Genomic DNA, 18661 nt, shown 5'->3' on the forward strand with positions numbered 1-18661 from the left:
TTGCCCTTCAGGGTCGGAAGGTGGACACCCAGTGTGCAACAGCGGGGAGCGGCCCGCGTGTTCCCCGCCGACATCGCCCCCGATCGGCGGCCGGAACCATGGCGAGATCAGTAATAGGTCGGATTGGACTGGCCCAGCACGTAGAAGACGGCCAGCAGCCCGATCGACAGCACGATGGACAGCACGAAGCAGACCCAGCTCCACAGCGCGAGCTGCCGCGCCGACTCGGGGTTGCTCGGGGAGCGGTTCAGCGCCATGCCGCCCAGGACCACTCCCGGAATGGAGGCGACCGCCCCGAGGCAGCAGAAGAAGACCCCGAACAGCGCCAGGATGTTGCAGATCAGCGCACCGATCGCCGATCCGTTGGCCGCGCCGCCCGGCGGCACCCCGGGCGGCCCGTAGCCGTGGACGGGCCCGTACCCGGCCTGCTGCCAGCCGGCCTGCGGGTCGTAGGGGTCCTGCCAGCCGGCCGGCCTCCCGTGCGGATCCTGCGGCCACCCGGCCGGCTGGGCGTAGGGATCCTGCCAGCCGGGTTGCTGTTGCCCGCCGTACGGGTCGTACGGGTCGTATCCCCCCGGAAGGGGTGGTCCTCCGTACCCGCTCACTACCAACCTCCTGGATGTCGCGTCTCCGGGACCGGGGCCGCCCGAACGGCTCAGTAGTCCGTCCCGGACCGGGCGTACAGCGCCACATAGACGATCACGGCGACCACCACGATCACGATGTTGATGACGAAGATGACCCAGCTCCACAGGGTGAGGCTGCGTGCCGACTCCGGATCGCTGTTGACCCGGCCCATGGCGATCGCCGACATCACGACCCCCGGGATCGCCAGCAGGCCGCAGCAGGTCATGGACAGCACGATGTTGGCGATCAGGGCGCCGAGAGCGGAACCGTTGCTCGCGCCGGTCGAGGGCACCCCCGGCGGTCCGTAACCGTAGGGGTCCTGCCAGCCCTGCGGCGGCTGCGGGGGCCCGTACGGGTCGTGGGAGCCGTACGGGTCGTAGGGATCCCGCCAGCCCGAGGGTGGTCCGCCGTAGCCGCTCACGCGTGCGCTCCCCATGGTCGGTCGTGGCGGTGCCCCATGCCGACGGCACCGATGGTTGGACTGAGCGGGAGGTGGTCCGGTTCCCCTCAGTAGGTGGACGTCGAAGAGGTGTTGAGGACGTAGACGAAGTACACGATTCCCAGAGCTATGCCGATCACCGGGGCGATGCCGGCACAGATCCAGGCCCAGAGCGTGAGCTTGCGGGCCGACTCCGGATCGGTGTTGGACCGGCTCATGGCCATCGCGGCCAGCACGATCCCGGGCACCGCGAAGATCCCGCCGCACAGGACGACCTCGACGATGCTGACCACGAGGGCGCCGGTGGCCGACCCGCCGCCGGTGCGCTGCGGCACTCCCGGCGGTCCGTACCCGTATCCGTACGGGTCCTGCCACCCGCCCGGCGCCTGGGGCGGCTGCTGCTGTCCGTACGGGCCGTAGGGGTCCTGCCACCCGGACGGAGGCGGCCCTCCATATCCGCTCACCGTGGCCCCTTCCCGTCGGCTGTCATGACTTAAGGCTATTCCTGCGGATGGCGGGTAGATAGTCACGCCACGGCCGATCGTGCCACCGGAATCTCCGGGAGCACGATCGGCCGTGATGAGCCGGGGCCCTGCCGATCTCTAGAACGGCCAGGTGCCCGCGTTCCGGTCCTCGATCAGGGGGATCATCGAGAACGCGGCGTCGGACAGCCCGGCGAACGTGTGCCGGGTCCCCGAGCCGGACGGGCCGTGGCCCCGCCGGTAACCCACCAGGTTCCAGGTGTAGACCGGGACACGGTCCGGCACCGCGCGGGTCGGCTCCGCGCCCTGGCGACCGGCCCAGGCCTGCTCGTCGGTCACGATCACCACCCGGTCGTGGCCGCGGTAGTGCGCCCGCACCGCCGCCGCCGTGTCGGTGCCCCCGAGACCGCCGAACCGCTCGACCACCGTGAGCACCGACTCGCCCTCGCGCACCCGCACCGGGGCACTGCGCGTACCGAACTCGACCAGGTCCGCCCGGGCCGCGCGCAGCGCAACCGCCACGCCGAACACCGCCGCCGCGTCCGCGTAGGTCAGCTCGGAGCGGGCCGACAGCCGGCCGAACATCGAGCCGGACCGGTCGACGAGCACGAGCGTACGGCCGCCCAGCGCCGGCACGTTGACCAGCGAGGCGTCCAGCGCCCGCTGCAGCGCCCACGACCACCGCAGCGACGGCGCCGCGCGGTAGGCCGACAGGAACCGCATCGGCAGCACCCGCGAGCGGGCGACCTGCTCCGGGTCGGCCAGCCGGCGCGCGACCGTCTCGGCGACCTCGTCGCCGACGCCCGCCCGGTCGAAGTTGCGCAGGTTGCGCAGCAGCGCCAGGTAGCCCATCGACGGGATCACCGACTCCCAGAACCGCGCCGTCAGCGGCCCCTGCAGCCAGCCGGCCAGGGACTCCCAGGTCATCCCGGCGTCCGCCAGGATCCGGTGGGCGTCCGGCCGGTCGAGCAGCGCCCGCCGCTCGGCCACCGGCAGGGCCAGCAGCCGGGCCCGTGCCCGCAGCGTGCCCAGGGCCTCCGGGATGTCCTCGTCCCGGCAGTGCCGGCGGTCGATGGCATGCCGGAACAGCTCGCCCTGGTGCGGCGAGACCGGGGCCGGATGGGTCAGTTCCAGCACGTCGGCGAACCGGTAGTCCCCGGTGTCGTACTTGACCAGCGAGCGCTCGTTGTAGAGGCGGCGGACCGCGTCCGCGACCCCGCGCTTGACCGGCTTGGGAATGGCCCGGCCGTACCGCCCGGTCCAGTACGCCAGCAGTTCGCCCGGCTCGTCCGCCCGCAGCAGGGCGGCGCCGATCAGCTGCCGGTTGTGGCCGGCCCGCTCGGCGCAGAGACGGGACATGACGCCCTCGGCCGCCGCGACCACCGCGGCCGAGCGCATGCCCGCGGAGGTCCGCAGCCAGCCGACCATGCGGGTGAGCCAGTCGACGTCGCGCAGGGCGACCTCGCCGACGAGGGTACGGAAGCGCGCGTCCCGCTCGCCGGCGCCCTCGTAGAAGGTGTTCTCGCCCACCATGTTGGCGACGGCGAGCAGGAACAGCTCGCTCTTGAGATCACGCGCGTATCCCGGTGCGCCCTCGTGGGTGAGGCCGGTGGGAAGGGACTCGGTCTGGATCATGCTGACCGCTCCCGCGGTCCGCGAACGGTTGAACTTTGCCATGGAGATGTCTCCTCTCCCGAGGTCATGGCGGCCGAAGTGAAACGGCTCCGAAAAGCCGTCGGGGAATCGAACCCAGAAATCACCAGAAGTAACTCCGGCCTGCGCACCGGGAGGTTGAAGTCGTGTGGAGGAGCGCCCGAGATCAAAGCGGTGACGGTCACATAGGTGTCCTGGGCCGCTGGACGACACTTCGCTTGCGCGAGCGGCGGGATTCGAACCCGCGTCACCCCTTTTCCAAAGGGAAGTATCCGTTACCTGCGCACCGGGCGCGACGTGCGTGTCTCCCGAGGACCGAAGTCGGCGGCGGGCTTTACCCAACTGCTCTGCCTGGCTGAGCTACCGGCCGTGGCCGGGCGGGATTCGAACCCGCGACCCGTTGATCCTAGAAGTATCCGCTGCCTGCGCACCGGGAGACATGTCTTGGGGGCGGCTATCCGCCGCCGTATTTCTCGACGCCGCCGGAATGGCCGGACATGGCGTTTCTCATGGGGCTCGATGGTCGCCGTCTTCGTGAGAGCCGCATCACGTCCTCCTTTCACCGGCTTCGGTCTGACGCCTCATACGATGCCGTACGGGTCACGCCGGAACAACTGAATTACCGCGTGGGGAAAAGTCAATTCGCGGCGGGCGGATCGACCTGGGCGACCCCGGTGATGCGGTGCAGGGCGAACCGCTGGATCGAGTCGCGGGTCGCGTCGTAGGCGGTCAGGAAACCACCCTCGACCCGCACCGGCTCCACGATCCGCGACGACGCCTGACCCTGCTGGTCGAGGTAGCCGATCCACAGCCGGCCGCCCCGGGACACCGCGCCGCGCAACTCCTCCACGGTCGCCATCGAGGGGGAGCGGGGCGGCTCCCCGGCGGGCGTCTCGGGCCGCCGCCGCGCCCGCTGGGCACTGTGCCGTGCGGCCTCGTCGCCCGCGCGCAGCGCGCGCACCGCAGCGGCGATCACCGCCGCGTCCGGCGCCGCCGGGGCCGTCATCGGGTGCGGGTGGGCCGAGGACTCGGCGCGCAACGCGTCCGGCCGGGTCACCACGACCCCGCCCTCAGGTGACTCGGCCACCGGGGCGAAGCCCATCATGCGCAGCGCCTCCAGCAGGTCGCCGCGGGGCAGCCGGGAGATCAGCACCGTGGGAGCCAGCCGGAACAACCGCAGGCCGGCGGCCCGCCGGTCCGCGACGATCTCCTCCAGCGTGGCCGGGTCGTCGCAGCGCACGTAGGACGACGCGGTGCCCACCCGGAGGTGACCGTGCCGGCGGGCCACGTCCTCGATGAGGTAGCTCAGCGGCTGCGGCACCGGGGTGGTGGAGTGCCGGGTCAGCAGATCGATCAGCTCGGCGGCCGGACGGCCCACGTCGAGCGCCCGGCGCACGGACTCCGGGGTGAAGCGATAGACGGTGGCGCCGCCGGTGGACTCCACGTCGGCCATCAGCGACAGCTCCCGCGCCAGCGAGGTCACCAGCGGGCCCGGCGCGACCGCGGTCAGGTCGGCCTGCAGCAGCACGTGATCGACGGGTTCGGGCAGCAGCGGGACCAGCCGCGCGGCGGCGTCCCCGCCCTGGAGCAGCACCCGCGCGTGCGAGGCCAGCGCGCCCAGCCCGGTCAGGCCGAGCAGCTCGGCCTCGTGGAGGGTCCAGCCGACCAGCCGGTCCCGCAGCCGGGCGCCGCGCCGGGGCTCCTGCCAGGCGAGATACTCCCGTACGGCGTCCGGGGCGGGGCTCGCCGACGTGGTGGTCAGCGCGGTCAGCGTGGCCCTGCGCACCTCGCTCGCGCTGCCGCGGACCGACTCGTCGGCCAGCGCGTTGATCAGCCGGTCCCGCTCGTCGCGCTCGCCGGCCAGCCCCGGCACCCGGTCGGTCGCCAGCCAGGCGGTCGCCAGCTCGACCCAGCGGTCGGCGGTATCGTGCAGCCGCCACAGGTCGTAGGCCTTCGTCGGCAGCCACTCGCCGTCGACGCCGCCGGTGCGGGCCAGCAACCCGGCCGCGTAGGCCAGCTCGATCAGGAGCGCGGCCGTCCGCTCGTCGGTGTCGAGCAGGCCCGCGGTCGCGCGCAGCTCGCGCACGGCCAGCCCGCCGCTGCGCAGCACCGGCGGCGGGTCGATCCCCCAGAGCTCCAGCAGGTCCTCGACGAGCCGTACGGCGGTGAACGCCTGGCCACCGGCGGTCCGGTCCACCAGGACGGCGGGCCGCGCGGGACCGTCCAGCACCGGTGGCGTGGCGGTGAGGTCGCGGAAGAGCCGACCGTCCCGCAGGTGGAGGGCGACCTCACGGGGGAGCGTGACCGTACGGTCGTCGGTCGCGGCCAGCAGCCCGCGGGCGAGCAGCCGCTCGATCGGGGTCTCCGCGCTGTCGACCCGGACCGGCCGCCGGGCACCGTCGATCCGGCCCACCGGAGGCCCCCAGGCCAGCATCTCCAGGGCCGCGCGGGCCTCGGGCCCCGCCGCCTCGATGAGCGGGCCCGGGTCGGCGAGCCGATCGGCGAGCAGGGTCACCAGCCGCTCGGGGTCGGAGAAGCCGTTCGGCGGCGGGACGTCCAGGTCCCGCAGGATCTCGGTCAGCCGCTCGGCCGGATGCCCCGCGAACACCTCGGCGGCGGGCGGTCCCAGCCCGGCCGGATGCGGGAAGAGCTGGCGCACTCCGGGCGCCGTGCGCAGGGTCCGGTCGGTGCCCCAGACCAGCCCCCGGGAGCGGAGCAGCTCCACGGTGGCCCGGATCTCCCCGAGCCCCAGCGCCCGCCTGAGCGCGCCGTAGGCCACCGGCTGGGGCAGCACGAGGAGGGCCTCCAGCACGGCCAGGCTGAGGCGGTCGAGCCGGTCCAGCGCCCTGGACACGGCGGCCGGCGTGGTCGCCCGCGAGGCGAGTGCGCCGAGCTCCGCCGGCACCGGATTGATCAGCTCCGGTCGCGCCGACAGCAGGCCGCGCAGCTCCTCGTCGCTGCGCCCCCGCAACCAGTCGGCGAACGTGTCCATCCGTACTACTTAACCAGGGATCTCAGGGTGTTCTCGGCGACGCCCGCCCCGCCCCGGGTCAGGCCGGCGTCCGTTCGCTGCTGATCAGGCCGAGACCCAGCCGGGCCCAGGCGGTCACGAAGCGCTTCTCGTCGATGCGGGTGGGCGGCTCGTAGAGCGACTCGTTGGCCAGCCAGTAGTTGACCACGGCCCCGCCGAGGATGGCGGCGATGGCCGGCCAGTCCTCGTCCGCGCCGGCGAACTCGGGCTGCGCCGACAGCCAGGAGCCGATGCCGTCGTAGAGCGGGTTGACGATGCCGTCGCGCATCTCGGCCACGAGGTTGGGGAACTGGTCCAGATCGCGGAAGAGCACCCGGATGAGATCGGCCTCCTCGCGCATCTTCACCAGGCCGGCCTGGCAGGTCATCCGCAGGCGGATCTCCAGCGGCCGTTCCTCGAAGGCGGAGGCATGCTCCAGCACGGTGACGACCTGCTCCTTGGTCCGCGCGATGTGCTCGCGGACCCCGGCCCCGAGGACCTCCTCCTTGGACCGGAAATGCCGGTACAGCCCGCCGGCGCCGGGGGACAGGCCCGCCGCGGCCTCGATCTCGGCCACGGACGTCGCGGCGTAACCGCGTTCCGCGAACAGGCGCAGCGCCTCGGCCACGATCCGCTCGCGTGTAGATCTCACCATGTTGAGTCTTCCTCCCCCACGACACTAGGGCATATGGTGCCCTGGCGTCCGCCACCGCTGCCCGCGACGCGTGGTTTCGAGGCCCGTCCCCGCCGTTCCGGGGCGGTCCGGGCACGTCATCTCCCTGACTCGTGCGGCTGAGCACTAGAGTTCGGTGAACCCATCTTCGTCCCTGCCCAGCCGATCGAAGGGGCCGCTGTGGCCTTCCTCCCAGAAGACTTCGTTGTGCCCACGCTCGTGGCCGGGCTCAGATTCCGTATCCGCCCGATCACCGTGCACGACGTGGTCCGGGTGTTCGACGCGGTGACGAGCAGCCGCGAACGACTGTGGCGGCAGTTCGGCGAGGTGCGCGGCTGGCCCGCCGAGGACCTCACCCTCGAGGACTGCCTCATCGACGTGGCGTGGCAGCAGAAGCAGGCCACGCTGCGCAGATCGTTCGTGTTCGCGGTGATGACGACCGACGAGGCACGGCTGCTCGGCTGCATCTACCTCGGTCCGCCGGCCGTCGTGCAGGGCCCGGAGGCCGAGGTGGGCTTCTGGGTGCGCGCCAGCGAGATCGACTCCGGGCTGGAGAAGGAGATCGACGAGTTCGTCCGGGAGTGGGTGGAGACCGCCTGGCCCTTCAAGGAGGTCCGGCTCCCCGGCGGCGAGCCCTGCTGGGCCGAATGGGGGTTCCTGCCCGCCCTGCCGGGATGAGCGCCCCCGGCTGACCGGACGGTGGGCATTTGCCCGGCGGTGCCGGGGCTGCCCGTACGCTGTGCCGGTGCGACAGACGGATCGGTTCACGGTGGGTTTCGACCTCGACATGACGCTGGCCGACACCCGGAAGGGCATCGCGGCGGTCTACGACGCGCTCGCCGCCGAGACCGGCGTCCTCATCGACAGCGCCTTGATCGCCACCCGGCTCGGCCCGCCGCTCGAGGTGGAGCTGGCCAACTGGTACCCCGCCGAGCACGTGCCGGCCATGATCGTCCGTTTCCGTGAGCTGTACGCCGACATCGCGATCCCCGCGACGGTCGTCATGGCCGGCGCCCTCGCGGCGCTGGAGGCGGTCCGGGACGCCGGCGGCCGGAGCATGGTCGTGACCGCCAAGAACCAGCTGCACGCGGAGGGGACCGTGCGTTTTCTCGAACTGCCGGTGGACCGGATCGACGGCGGCCTGTGGGCCTCGGCCAAGGGCGCGGCACTGGTCGAGCAGGGCGCCCGCGTCTACGTCGGTGACCATTTCGGGGACGTCGACGCAGCCCGGGCCGCCGGTGCGCTGAGCGTCGCCGTGGCGACCGGCCCCTATGACGCCGCCGCCCTCTCCGCGTACGGCGCCGACGTGGTCCTGCCGGACCTGCTCGCGTTTCCCGGCTGGCTCACCGGGCACCTTGCGGTGACCTGATATTCGCGGACCGGCGCCCGGCCGGCCCCCAGAAACTGTGTTCACCGTTTCACGATCGAGCCACTAGCATTTGAAGTGAATTCACCGAGAGCCAGACGAGGTCCAGCTGTGCCCACCGGCAAGGTCAAGTGGTACGACGTCGACAAGGGATTCGGCTTCCTCACCCGCGATGACGGCGGTGAGGTGTTCGTGCATTCCACCGCGCTGCCCAGCGGTGTGACGTCCCTCAAGCAGGGGCAGCGGGTCGAGTTCGGCGTGGTCGAGGGACGTCGTGGTCAGCAGGCGCTGTCGGTTCAGCCCCTGGAGACCCCGCCCTCGGTGGTGAAGGCCGTGGCCAAGGCCAAGCGCAAGAAGCCCGACGAAATGGTCTTGATCATCGAGGATCTCATCACCATGCTCGACGGGGTCTCCAACACCTACCGGCGGGACCGGCACCCGGAGCCGCGCGACGCCAAGAAGATCGCCACCGTGCTCCGGGCCGTCGCCGACGACTTGGCCGCCCCCTCGGCGTGACCCCCGCCTCCCTTCCCTCGGCTTCATGATCCCCGAGCTGTCATGCCCGGCTTCATGATCCCTGCGCCGTGATCCCCAGGCCGTGATCATGCAATCAATCGACGATTGATTGCATGATCACGGAGGGGTGGGCGGGTGTGATCGCGGCGAGGAGTGCCGCGGGGGGCGGGGCTAGGCGGGCGGGACGGCGGTGGACTCCTCACCGGCGGGCCGCCGCCGCTTGGCGGTGACGGGATCACGTTTGCGTATCCGCCGGGACCGCGACAACAGCGTCACCAGGGACAGGCCCAGTGCCCCCGCGACGACGGTGAACGCCACCCGGCCGTCCGCGATGATCGACATCCCCAGGCCCGCGAGGCCGCCGAGCACCCAGACGAGCTGGTGCAGGCTCTCGGACACCGCGAACGTGGACGACCGCACCTCCTCGCCGACCTCCTGCTGCACGACCGCGTCGAGCGACAGCTTGGCCAGCGACTGGGCGAAGGCGGCGACGAAGACCACGCCGAGCGCCGCCCACAGGCCGAACAGCACCGCGCCCGCCACGGTGACCAGGGTCGCGAAACCGAGGCTGCCGAGCACGATGAGCTGCGGTGCGCGGGCCTTCATGCCCGCGCCGAGCGCCGTGCCCACCAGGCCGCCGATCGCGGCGGCGGCGGCCAGCAGGCCCAGGGCGACGTTCGGCGACACCGGGTCGAACCGCTGCTCCCTGAGCAGGAACGCGAGATAGAGGATCAGGAAGCCGGAGAAGGCCCGCAGCGCGGCGTTGCCCTGCATCGCCTCCCACACCGCCGGGCCCATGTGCAACAGGGTCCGCCAGCGGTTCGGGCGGCGTTCTCCCGGAGGCCGGTCCTCCTCCTCGTCCGCCGGCACGGTGACCTCCGGCGTCTCGACCCGCCCGGGCAGGCGCATGCCGATGAGCGCGCCCACGAAGAAGACCAGCGTGGCGGTCCGCAGCACCCAGTCGGGCCCGACCAGCACCGCCAGCCCGGCGCCCACCGGAGCGGCGATCGCTCCCGCGATGAGCCCGGCGAACGACAGCCGGGCGTTCGCGGTGACCAGGGAGATCTTCTCGGGCAGCACCCGCGGCGTGATGGCGCTGCGCAGCACGCCGAACGCCTTCGACAGCACCAGCGTGCCGAACGCCGCGGGCAGGAACGTCACCTGGTCGCCGTGGCTGACGGCGCCCGCCATGCCCCAGCAGAGCAGCCCCCTGGCCAGGAACGTGCCGGCGACGGCGACCCGGCGGGCCGAGCGCATCCGGTCCAGGCCGGGGCCGATCAGCGGTGCGATGAGCGCGAACGGGGCCATCGTCACCAGCAGGTAGAGCGCCACCTGGCTGCGGGCCTGGTTGACGTCCAGGCCGAAGAAGATCGTCCCGGCCAGGGCAACGGCGACCAGGGTGTCCCCGGCCCCGTTGATCGCACCCGCCTCCATGAGGCTGCCCAGGCCGCTGTGCCCGGCACCCTGCGCATGGGTGGCCCGGCGGGTCACCCGCGCGACCCGCCGCCCCCCGTTACGCACAGACCGCCCCAGGGCGGTCGTCCGCGCCTTCACTCCCATGGCGTCCAGTCTCCTGTAGCGGCCGTACAACCGGGAACAGATACCGCCCCGTCAGGTCGGACGTCCCCGCCCACGCCTCCGTCAATCCGGATGATCAGTCTGATCCCCGTCTGCCGTGCAAAGTCACGCCGCCTCATGAGGGACAATGATGTATGTGAGCCCACTCCGTCAGTCGAGCGCCGCAACCGTGCGCCGGTCCCGCACTCCCGCCGTCGATGCCGCCTGCGCGGACGCGGTCGAGCTGGCCCGGGCGGCCGCTGAGGAGACCGCCCGACCGCTTCCCGTCGGCGAGCATCTCGGTCTGCAGTCCGAGGGCGATCGGGTGGTCACGCATTTCTTCGATTGTAAGGATCCGGCATATCACGGCTGGCGGTGGGCGGTCACGGTCTCCCGGGCCGCGCGGGCCAAGGTCGTGACGGTCAGCGAGTGCGTGCTGCTGCCGGGCGAGGACGCGCTCATGGCGCCCGCCTGGGTGCCCTGGATGGAGCGGCTGCGCCCCGGTGACCTCGGTCCCGGCGATCTGCTGCCCACCGCGGCCGACGACGTGCGGCTGGCCCCGGGCTTCACCCAGGTCACCGACGCGACCGACCGGCAGCTGCTGTGGGAGCTGGGGCTCGGCCGGGCCCGCGTGCTGTCGGCCGAGGGCCGTGAGGAGGCCGCGACCCGGTGGTACGACGGGACTCCCGGCCCGCACAGCCCTATCGCGGCCTCGGCGCCCGCCCCGTGCTCGACCTGCGGGTTCTTCGTGCCGCTGGCCGGGGCCCTGCGGCAGCTGTTCGGCGTCTGCGCCAACGAGTACGCGCCCGACGACGGCAAGGTCGTCGCGGTCGATCATGGCTGCGGAGCCCATTCGGAGGCCGTGGTGGTGCCGTCCGCGGTCGAGCACGCTCCGCCGCTGGTGGACGAGATGAGCTACGACTCGCTGGCACCGAACGGCTCGTCCGACGAAGAGGCCCTCGGCCACAGCTGAGCGGGTCCCGGGCGGTGGTCGTGCCGGGTGATCGGTGCGTCAGGATGGGTTGATGACTGATCCGTATGGGACCGCGGGAATCCGGGGCCGGGTGCTGGCCGCGTGGGCCGCTTCGCCGGCACGGTTCCGGGAGGACGCCAACACCGAGGAGGACCACGCCCTCGGGGGTTATCGCGACCGGGTCGTCATCGAGCTCGCCCAGAACGCCGCCGACGCGGCGGCACGGGCCGGGGTGTCCGGCCGGCTCCGGCTGATCCTGCGGGACGGCGTCCTGACCGCGGCCAACACCGGGGCCCGGCTCGACGCGGCCGGGGTTTCGGCGCTGTCGACGCTGCGCGCCTCCGCCAAGCTCGACCAGGCCTCGGCCGTCGGCCGCTTCGGCGTCGGCTTCGCGGCCGTCGTCTCGGTGAGCGACGAACCCATGATCGTCTCCGCCGCGGAGGAGCCGCTCGACGGCGACGCCGCGGGCGGGCGGGCGGCCGGCTTCCACGGGGTGGCCTGGTCTGCGGCGCGCACCCGCGAGCTGGTCGCCGGGATCCCCCTCCTGGCCGAGGAGCTCGGGCGCAGGAAAGGCGCCGTCCCCGTCCTGCGGCTCCCGTTCGCCCTCGACCCGCACGACGACGCCGGCCTGGCCATGGTCGCGCGCAAGTGCTTCGCCGAGGGGTTCGACACGGTCGTCCGGTTGCCGCTGCGCGACCCGGAGTGCGAGGCGCTGGTCCGGCACGCCCTCGACCAGGTCGGACCGGCCCTCCTGCTGGCCCTTCCCGCACTCGGCACCATCGAGGTCGAGGCCGGCGGCACCAGCCGTACCCTCACGGCGGACCGCGGTCTGCCGGGCACCGGGCGCCGCCCCGAGGAGGCCGGGCACCAGGAGACGATCGCCGCCGACGCCGCCGCACAGGCGGGGGAGGTGACGATCGGCGACACCCGGTGGCGGACCAGCGAGGCGTACGGCCCGCTACGGCCCGCCCTGCTGGCCGACCGGCCCACGGAGGAGCGGTCCCGTCCGCACTGGCGGATCTGCTGGGCGATCCCCGAGCTCGAGCCCGCCGCCGGCCAGGCCGCGTTCGGCGGCTCCGGGGGGCTTCCGGACGGGGTGCCCGCCGTGGTGCACGCGCCGACCCCCAGCGCCGAGCCGCTCGGGCTGCCCGCCCTGCTGCTCGCCTCGTTCCCGCTGGCACCGGACCGGCGCCACGTCGCGCCGGGACCGCTGACCGACTTCCTCGTCGAACGCGCCGCCGAGTCCTACGTGGCGCTGCTGCGCGACCTGCCGGCCACCCCGCGCCTGCTCGACCTGGTGCCGGGCCCGGTGGCGGCGGGCGAGCTGGACGCCCGGTTGCGCCGCGAGATCCTGCGCCTGCTCCCCGAGACGCCGCTGCTGCCGCACGGCCACCCGGCCGATCCGGGTGACGGCGCGGCCCGGGTCCGGGGGCGCGACGCGGTGGTCATGGAGGGCCCGGCCGCGCTGGTGGAGCTGCTGGCCGAGGTGCTGCCCGGCCTGCTGCCGGCGGGCTGGCCGGTCCGCCATCCGGCGCTGGCCACCCTCGGCGTACGCCGGATGGAGCTCGCCGACGTGGTGGACGCGCTGGCCGGCCTGGACCGCGAACCCACCTGGTGGCGGCGGCTGTACGACGCGCTGGCGGGGGCGGACACCGAGGCCCTCGGGGCCCTGCCGGTGCCGCTGGTGGCCGGACGCTCGGCATGGGGCCGGGACGCTCTCGGCCGCGGCGCCGCCCGGATGACCCGCGGGCCGCGGGGCCTGCTGATCGCCTCCGACGGGGTCGACCCGGCGGCGCTCACGGAGCTCGAACTGCGCTTCGTCCACCCCGATGCCGTGCACCCGCTGCTGGTCCGGCTGGGGGCGATCGAGGCGGGGCCCCGGGCGGTGCTGGTCGATCCGGCCGTACGGGCCGCGGTCGCGGGCTCGTACGACTCCGAGGACGCCGAGCCGGTCGCCGACGCGGTGCTGGGCCTGGTGGCCGCGGCCCACCTCCAGCCGGGCGAGGAGCCGTGGCTGGCCGATCTGACGCTGCCCGGCGCGGACGGCGAGCTCTACCCGGCCGGCGAGCTGCTGCTGCCCGGGTCCCCGCTGCTCGAGGTGATGGTGGACGACGCGCCGTTCGGGGTGGTCTCCGCCGAGCTGGTCGAGCGGTTCGGTGAGGACGCGCTGACCGCGGTGGGGGTGCTGCGGACCTTCGCGCTCGTGCACGAAGAGGACGTCTCGCTGTCGGACCTGGCCTTCGACCTGGACGGCGAGGAGGAGTGGGCCGAGGACGTGCTGGCCCGGCTTCCGGTGCAGGACGTTCCGCCGATGGTGGCCGAGCTGACGGCCGTGCGCGATCTCGAGCTGGTCGGCCGCTGGGACGTGGCGCTGGAGCTGCTGGCCCGGCCGCCGCTGCGCGCCGCGCTGGTCGAGCCGGTCCACGTCCTGCACCAGGGCGGCGGGCGGATCGCCGTCCCCTCCTACACGGCCTGGTGGCTGCGCGGGCAGCCGGTGGTGGCCGGATGCCGGCCCGGTGAGCTCCGGGTGCCCGGTGACCCGCTGCTGGCCGGTCTGTACGATCTCGCGCCGCTCGACCTCGACGCCGAGGTGCTGCGGGCGCTGGGGGTCCGGACCTCGGTGGCGGAGCTGCTGGCCGAGCCCGGTGGCGCCGACGAGCTGCTGGCCCGGCTGGCCGACCCGGGCCGTTCGGTGTCGCGGGCCCAGCTGCGGGGCCTGTGGACCGCGCTGACGGACCTGGACGGGCTGGAGGTGTCACCGCCGGAGCGGGTCAGGGCGGTCGTCGGCGGAGCGCTGGAGGTCGTCCCGGCCTCGGACGCCCTGTTGCTGGACAGCCCGGATCTGCTGCCGCTGCTGGCGGGGCAGCCGCTGGTGACGGTCCCCTACGAGCGCTCGGCCGAGCTCGCCGAGCTGCTGGACCTCGCCCTGGCGACCGAGGAGATCTCCGGTGCCGTCGAGTCCTCCGGCGTGACACGACCGGTTCCGCCGGTCGTCGGTGAGGTCCTGCCGGAGGCCCCCCGGACCTACGTGGCGCACGAGCCGCTGATCGTCGACGGCACCCGGGTGCCGTGGCGTCACGACAGCGTACAGGTGCACGTGAGCGTGGACGGAGGGGTGGCGGCGCTGGCCCGCGGTCTGGCGTGGGCGGCCGATCGATGGGCGGACCGCCTGGTGGTGGAGGCGGTGCTGCGCGAACCGCAGGCCCTGCCCGCGCTGCTGGCCGAAGCCGATCTCGATCCCTGACCTGATCATGGGATCGGACGCGAGGTCAGGAGGCGGGGTCGTTACGGGCGGCGGCCCGGCGCAGTGCCGCGGCGGCCCGGCCGCGGTGCAGGCGCGGGACGTACCACAGGGCGAACAGGCCGATCCCGACCCCTGCGGCGCACACCCACAGCCACCACCGGTTCTCGCGCGGCAGCCCGGCCAGCAACAGGACGACGAAGGCGATGGCCCAGGCCGCCGTGCCGATCACGCCGACGAGCGTTTCGTTGGTCTCGATCGGCGGCGGGCTCGGACGGCGAGGCCGGGGGCGGGGCATGTGATCAGGTTAGGTCATCGGGCCGGAACCGCCTGCCGCCGCCCGGACGGTGCGACGATCCTGCTGGAGATCAGTGTGGGAGTGGAGGAGGCGAAGTCGTATGCATTGCTAACGACCTGGCGGAATTTCAACCGTCGGCATATCGTTAGCAGAAGTAATGACTTCAGCTAATGACCATGAAAACTTCGCAGACCAGAAGCCACAGCGGCCTGGCCGAAGACCTGCGCATCTCGATTGCGCGGCTGTCCCGGCGGCTCCGCAGGCAAGGCAGCCACTCGCTCACGATCACGCAGTACGCCGCCCTCGCCGCGGTCACCCAGCACAACGCGATGACCCCGCGCGACCTGGCGGAGCACGAGAAGGTGCAGCCTCCCTCCATGACCAGGGTGATCGCGGCCCTGGAGGAGCGCGGCCTGCTGGAGCGCAGCGCGCACCCGACGGACGGCCGGCAGGTCGTGCTGAACGCGACGGATCAGGGCCGCGCCCTGGTGCGGGAGGAGCGCCGCCGCAAGGAGGCCTGGCTCTCCCAGCGGCTCAGGGAGCTGACTCCGGAGGAGCGGGCGATCCTGCGCCAGGCGGCCCCGATCCTGCAGAAGCTCAGCAAGGCCTGAACGCCGGGATGTTCCGGTCGTTGCGCACCCGCAACTACCGGTTGTTCGCCGCCGGCCAGATCGTCTCCAACACCGGCACGTGGATGCAGCGGGTGGCCCAGGACTGGCTGGTCCTAGAGCTCACCCACAGCAGCGGCGTGGCGCTCGGGCTCACCACCGGCCTGCAGTTCCTGCCCCTGCTGCTGTTCGGACTCTGGGGCGGGGTCGTCGCCGACCGCTACCCCAAGCGCCGCATCCTGATGCTCACCCAGGTCACCATGGGGTCGCTCGCCCTCATCCTCGGGGTGCTGGCGATCACCGGCACCGCCCAGGTCTGGCATGTCTACGTGCTGGCCTTCGCCCTGGGGCTGGCCACCGTGATCGACAACCCCACCCGGCAGACCTTCGTGATCGAGATGGTCGGCAGGACCGACCTGCCCAACGCGATCGCCCTCAACAGCGCCACCTTCAACGGTGCCCGGATCCTCGGGCCCGCCGTCGCCGGAGTGCTGATCGCCGCCATCGGCACCGGCCCGGTGTTCCTGGTCAACGCGGCCTCGTTCGCCGCCGTGCTGGCCGGCCTGGCCCTCATGCGCGACCGTGAGCTCAACCTCGCCGAGCCGGTGGCCCGGGCCAAGGGCCAGCTCCGTGAGGGGCTGCGCTACGTACGGGGCCGCCGCGACCTGGTCATGGTCCTCATCCTGGTCGGGTTCGTGGCGACCTTCGGCATGAACTTCCAGATCACCACCGCGTTGGTCGCCAAGGAGGTCTTCCACCGCGACGCGGCCTCGTTCGGGCTGGCCTCGACCATGCTCGCGGTCGGCGCCCTCACCGGGGCGCTGCTGGCGGCCCGGCGGACCCGGACCAGCCGGCGGCAGATGCTGGCCGCCGCGGTCGGGTTCGGGGTGCTGGAGATGGCCACCGGCCTGATGCCCACCTACGCCCTGTTCCTGGCGCTGCTGGTGCCCACCGGCGTGGCCCTGATGACCTTCACGACCGCCGCCAACGCGACCATGCAACTCGGCATCCCGGCCGAGATGCGGGGCCGGGTGATGGGGCTCTACATGCTGGTCTTCCTGGGCACCAACCCGTTCGGGGCGCCCATCATCGGCTGGCTCTCCGAGGTGCTGGGGCCGCGCGCCAGCATCGTGCTGGGCGGCCTGGTGGCGACGGTCACCACCCTGGGCGTCGTGCTGATCATGGTGCCCTGGCCGACGATCGCCGCCGGTCTGCGCTCGCTTCCCGGATCTTTCCGGCGGCGTCCGGAGTTTCGCCGCACCGCAGAACAGGAACGAGCGTGACAAGGGGTCGTACCGGCTGAAAGGCTCTCAGGCGTGTCTAACGGATCTGCGGCTTGAAATCGCCCATATGAGGATGTTCGTGGCGCTTCTGCCGCCTCCCACGGTCATCGACGAGCTCGAGGAGTTCCTCGCTCCGTACCGGGCCGCCTGGCCGGACCTGCGATGGGAGCGCCGCGCTCTGTTCCATGTGACCGTCGCCTTCCTGGGCGAGGTCGACGAGCAGCGGATCGAGCCGATGACGTCACGGCTGGAGCGGCTGGCCGGCCGCTGCCCGCCGCTGACGCTGTCGTTCGCCGGGGGCGGGGCGTTTCCCAGCGGCGGCGCGTACGCCCGGGTGCTGTGGACCGGCCTCTACGGCGACCGCCGCGCCCTGGCCGGGCTGGCGGCCTCGGTCGGTGCGGCGGCGCGTCAGGCCGGGCTCCCGCCGGGGGGCGCCGGGCGCGGCCAGGGCGGCGCGGCCCCGGGAGAGCACAAGCCGTTCCGGCCCCACCTCACGCTGGCCCGGTGCCGCCGGCCCACGGACGTCCGGCCGCTGGTGGAGGCGCTGTCGGCCTTCGCCGGATCGCCCTGGACCGCCGGGGCCCTCCACCTCATGCGCAGTCACCAGACCCCTCAGGTGCGGTACGAGACCTTCCGCGCCTGGCCATTCGGGCACCGGACGCGACCGGGGGACGGCGGGCCCGAGGCGGTCGGCACGGCCGACGACTCCCGGCTCCCCGGTCAGTGACACGGGACGGCACCCCGGTCCGGCGAGCCCCGGACGGCGAATAGGCTGCAAGCGTGAACCGACCGCCGCAATGGCTGCTGCCGACCGTGCTGACCGCGCTGGTCCTCATCGTGGTCGTCGGGGCCTTCTTGACGTGAACGCGCCGTACGGCGTGGCACCGCCTTCGCGAGGACGGGGCGCACGGGAGGATCGGAGGATGCTCGGTCTCTCCGCACAGGCTGTCCTGGCCGGCCTCCTCGTCCCCGCGCTGGTGATCTGGCCCCACGAGCGGGCCGGCGCCGCGGACCGGGACACGGTGGCGTTCAAGATCTCCGATCCGCGGATCCCCGAGTCCAGCGGGCTGGCCGCGAGCCGGCGGCATCCCGGGGTGGTCTACACGCACAACGACTCCGGGCACCCGCCCGCGATCTACGCGCTCGGGCCGGACGGCCGTACCAGGGCGACCTTCACGATCGCCGGAGTGTCGGCCCGCGACTGGGAGGGCATCGCGCTCGGCCGCGACGGGACGGGAGCGCCGGCGCTGTTCATCGCCGACATCGGCGACAACCTCGGCGGCGCGTGGCCCTACGTCACCGTCTACCGGGTGCCGGAGCCCGCCCGGCTCACCGATCAGACGCTGCACGCGGTCGCCTTCCGGATGAAGTACCAGGACGGTCCCCGGGACGCCGAGTCGATCCTCGTCGACCCGCGGTCCAACCGGCTCTACATCGCCAGCAAGAGCAGGCTGTTCGGGGGCAACGGCAGGCTCTACGCCGCCCCGGCGAGGCTGCGCACCAGCGGCTTCAACCTGCTGCGCGGGATCGCCGCCGTCCCGGCCACCGTCACCGACGGTGCCTTCGCGCCGGACGGCCGCACGTTCGTGCTGCGCACCTACTTCGGCGCGACGCTCTACTCGGCCCCCGGAAAGCGGCTGGCCAACGTCTCGCTCCCCGCCCAGCGGCAGGGCGAATCGATCACCTACACGGCGGACGGAAGATTCTTCCTGGCGGGTTCGGAGGGCGCCGACCAGACCGTGTGGAAGGTTCCCGTACCCGCCGAGGGGCTCCCTTCGCCCACGGCCTCGCCCCGTGCGTCGGGCGCCTCCGCCACCGGGAAGCCGCCGGACAGGCAGCCGTCCACCGGCAAGGCGATCGTCTTCGTCGTGGTGGTCGGGCTCGCGGTGGCCGGTGCGGTCATGGTCGTCCGCCGCCGGTTCAGGTGACGGATCC

17 protein-coding genes are annotated in these 18661 nt (G+C 72.9%); 9 read left to right on the forward strand and 8 right to left on the reverse strand.

Annotation, left to right across the window (positions count from 1 at the left end):
* Positions 1-107: 107 nt before the first annotated feature.
* The 6 genes from ACRYCC_RS09370 to ACRYCC_RS09395 all read right to left on the reverse strand — a co-directional run bounded on the left by ACRYCC_RS09370 (position 108) and on the right by ACRYCC_RS09395 (position 6866).
* Positions 108-605, reverse strand: coding sequence for a DUF4190 domain-containing protein (locus ACRYCC_RS09370; RefSeq protein WP_433810358.1), 498 nt, complete (start codon positions 603-605; stop codon positions 108-110).
* 50 nt (positions 606-655) lie between these two features.
* Positions 656-1048, reverse strand: coding sequence for a hypothetical protein (locus ACRYCC_RS09375; RefSeq protein ID WP_433810359.1), 393 nt, complete (start codon positions 1046-1048; stop codon positions 656-658).
* 86 nt (positions 1049-1134) lie between these two features.
* Entirely contained in the window at positions 1135-1530 is a 396-nt protein-coding gene (locus tag ACRYCC_RS09380; RefSeq protein WP_433810361.1) for a hypothetical protein, read from the reverse strand.
* Between the two features lie 138 nt (positions 1531-1668).
* Entirely contained in the window at positions 1669-3225 is a 1557-nt protein-coding gene (locus tag ACRYCC_RS09385; protein WP_433810363.1) for a TROVE domain-containing protein, read from the reverse strand.
* A 613-nt stretch (positions 3226-3838) separates the two neighbouring features.
* A complete protein-coding gene (locus ACRYCC_RS09390) occupies positions 3839-6193 on the reverse strand; it encodes a helicase-associated domain-containing protein (RefSeq protein ID WP_433810365.1) in 2355 nt (784 codons plus the stop codon).
* Positions 6194-6251: 58 nt separating this feature from the next.
* Positions 6252-6866 (reverse strand): TetR/AcrR family transcriptional regulator, encoded by a 615-nt coding sequence (locus tag ACRYCC_RS09395; protein ID WP_433810367.1) that lies wholly within the window; start codon positions 6864-6866, stop codon positions 6252-6254.
* A gap of 225 nt (positions 6867-7091) precedes the next feature.
* Between ACRYCC_RS09395 and ACRYCC_RS09400 the strand changes: the two genes are divergently transcribed.
* From ACRYCC_RS09400 to ACRYCC_RS09410, 3 genes are all read left to right on the forward strand, one after another.
* Positions 7092-7562 (forward strand): GNAT family N-acetyltransferase, encoded by a 471-nt coding sequence (locus tag ACRYCC_RS09400; RefSeq protein ID WP_433810369.1) that lies wholly within the window; start codon positions 7092-7094, stop codon positions 7560-7562.
* 67 nt (positions 7563-7629) lie between these two features.
* Positions 7630-8253, forward strand: coding sequence for an HAD family hydrolase (locus tag ACRYCC_RS09405; protein WP_433810371.1), 624 nt, complete (start codon positions 7630-7632; stop codon positions 8251-8253).
* Positions 8254-8361: 108 nt separating this feature from the next.
* Entirely contained in the window at positions 8362-8766 is a 405-nt protein-coding gene (locus tag ACRYCC_RS09410) for a cold-shock protein (RefSeq protein WP_433810372.1), read from the forward strand.
* Between the two features lie 171 nt (positions 8767-8937).
* On the opposite strand, the gene ACRYCC_RS09415 is transcribed toward ACRYCC_RS09410, so the two are convergent.
* The gene (locus tag ACRYCC_RS09415) at positions 8938-10326 is read right to left on the reverse strand and encodes an MFS transporter (RefSeq protein ID WP_433810374.1); all 1389 of its coding nucleotides are present in this window, start codon (positions 10324-10326) and stop codon (positions 8938-8940) included.
* 154 nt (positions 10327-10480) lie between these two features.
* On the opposite strand from ACRYCC_RS09415, the gene ACRYCC_RS09420 reads away from it, so the two are divergent.
* Both ACRYCC_RS09420 and ACRYCC_RS09425 read left to right on the forward strand, forming a co-directional pair.
* The gene (locus tag ACRYCC_RS09420) at positions 10481-11296 is read left to right on the forward strand and encodes a DUF3027 domain-containing protein (RefSeq protein ID WP_433810375.1); all 816 of its coding nucleotides are present in this window, start codon (positions 10481-10483) and stop codon (positions 11294-11296) included.
* 52 nt (positions 11297-11348) lie between these two features.
* The gene (locus ACRYCC_RS09425) at positions 11349-14540 is read left to right on the forward strand and encodes a sacsin N-terminal ATP-binding-like domain-containing protein (protein WP_433810376.1); all 3192 of its coding nucleotides are present in this window, start codon (positions 11349-11351) and stop codon (positions 14538-14540) included.
* Between the two features lie 25 nt (positions 14541-14565).
* Here the strand turns inward: ACRYCC_RS09425 and ACRYCC_RS09430 are convergent, their stop codons facing one another.
* Positions 14566-14835, reverse strand: a complete 270-nt coding sequence (locus ACRYCC_RS09430; RefSeq protein WP_433810378.1) for a DUF2530 domain-containing protein — start codon at positions 14833-14835, stop codon at positions 14566-14568.
* A gap of 170 nt (positions 14836-15005) precedes the next feature.
* Between ACRYCC_RS09430 and ACRYCC_RS09435 the strand changes: the two genes are divergently transcribed.
* The 4 genes from ACRYCC_RS09435 (at position 15006) to ACRYCC_RS09450 (ending at position 18654) form a co-directional block, all read left to right on the forward strand.
* On the forward strand, positions 15006-15446 hold the full coding sequence (locus tag ACRYCC_RS09435; RefSeq protein ID WP_433810379.1) for a MarR family winged helix-turn-helix transcriptional regulator: 441 nt from the start codon (positions 15006-15008) through the stop codon (positions 15444-15446).
* A gap of 8 nt (positions 15447-15454) precedes the next feature.
* On the forward strand, positions 15455-16726 hold the full coding sequence (locus ACRYCC_RS09440) for an MFS transporter (protein WP_433810381.1): 1272 nt from the start codon (positions 15455-15457) through the stop codon (positions 16724-16726).
* A 73-nt stretch (positions 16727-16799) separates the two neighbouring features.
* Positions 16800-17453, forward strand: a complete 654-nt coding sequence (gene thpR, locus ACRYCC_RS09445) for an RNA 2',3'-cyclic phosphodiesterase (RefSeq protein ID WP_433810383.1) — start codon at positions 16800-16802, stop codon at positions 17451-17453.
* Positions 17454-17649: 196 nt separating this feature from the next.
* Entirely contained in the window at positions 17650-18654 is a 1005-nt protein-coding gene (locus ACRYCC_RS09450; RefSeq protein ID WP_433810385.1) for a hypothetical protein, read from the forward strand.
* The last annotated feature ends 7 nt before the right edge of the window (positions 18655-18661 follow it).

The organism is Actinomadura scrupuli, assembly GCF_050971785.1.
In the GTDB taxonomy this organism is placed as follows: domain Bacteria; phylum Actinomycetota; class Actinomycetes; order Streptosporangiales; family Streptosporangiaceae; genus Actinomadura_E; species Actinomadura_E scrupuli.

Coding starts and splice junctions, on each gene's coding strand:
- ACRYCC_RS09385 (WP_433810363.1), bottom strand. CDS start 3,225: ATGGCAAAGTTCAACCGTTCGCGGACCGCGGGAGCGGTCAGCATGATC.
- ACRYCC_RS09390 (WP_433810365.1), bottom strand. CDS start 6,193: ATGGACACGTTCGCCGACTGGTTGCGGGGGCGCAGCGACGAGGAGCTG.
- ACRYCC_RS09395 (WP_433810367.1), bottom strand. CDS start 6,866: ATGGTGAGATCTACACGCGAGCGGATCGTGGCCGAGGCGCTGCGCCTG.
- ACRYCC_RS09415 (WP_433810374.1), bottom strand. CDS start 10,326: ATGGGAGTGAAGGCGCGGACGACCGCCCTGGGGCGGTCTGTGCGTAAC.
- ACRYCC_RS09425 (WP_433810376.1), top strand. CDS start 11,349: ATGACTGATCCGTATGGGACCGCGGGAATCCGGGGCCGGGTGCTGGCC.
- ACRYCC_RS09430 (WP_433810378.1), bottom strand. CDS start 14,835: ATGCCCCGCCCCCGGCCTCGCCGTCCGAGCCCGCCGCCGATCGAGACC.
- ACRYCC_RS09435 (WP_433810379.1), top strand. CDS start 15,006: ATGACCATGAAAACTTCGCAGACCAGAAGCCACAGCGGCCTGGCCGAA.
- ACRYCC_RS09440 (WP_433810381.1), top strand. CDS start 15,455: ATGTTCCGGTCGTTGCGCACCCGCAACTACCGGTTGTTCGCCGCCGGC.
- thpR (WP_433810383.1), top strand. CDS start 16,800: ATGTTCGTGGCGCTTCTGCCGCCTCCCACGGTCATCGACGAGCTCGAG.
- ACRYCC_RS09450 (WP_433810385.1), top strand. CDS start 17,650: ATGCTCGGTCTCTCCGCACAGGCTGTCCTGGCCGGCCTCCTCGTCCCC.